Raw genomic sequence first — 442 nt, forward strand, 5'->3', positions numbered from 1 at the left:
TTCAGGAAGAAGCCAGTCATGTGGTGCATGAAATGGAACGCTTTTTAACGGCACTTGGAACGATTGCTGTGATTACGCCTTTGTTGGGCTTGTTGGGTACCGTTATTGGTATGATTAAAGTCTTTGCTCAGTTGCAGCTAGAAGGTGCCGGTAATGCCGCTGCTCTAGCGGGTGGTATTTCTGAAGCATTGATAACGACTGCCGCGGGTATGACAGTTGCTATTCCTGCTCTAATTTTCCACCGTTATTTCTTACGCCGTGTAGATGAGATTGTCGTAGATATGGAGCAAGAGTCTTTACGCTTGGTCGAAGTTATCCATGGTGACCGTGAACCTTCACGTGATGGAGAACAGAGCTCTTGAATTTTAAACGTCAGTCCGGTGAAGAGGTATCAGTAGACTTAACGCCACTGATTGATGTGGTGTTCTTGTTATTGATTTTC

General features: G+C 45.2%; 1 protein-coding gene and 1 pseudogene. Both read left to right on the forward strand.

Going from position 1 to position 442, the window contains the following annotated elements; translation table 11 throughout:
- Positions 1-362 (forward strand): MotA/TolQ/ExbB proton channel family protein (locus tag A3761_RS08680; RefSeq protein ID WP_197472989.1); only part of this gene is annotated, 362 nt, incomplete at its 5' end.
- A pseudogene (locus A3761_RS28530) lies at positions 359-442 on the forward strand (biopolymer transporter ExbD); the annotation flags it as partial. The gene A3761_RS08680 and the pseudogene A3761_RS28530, both read left to right, overlap by 4 nt.

It is taken from the genome of Oleiphilus sp. HI0123, from assembly GCF_001635315.1.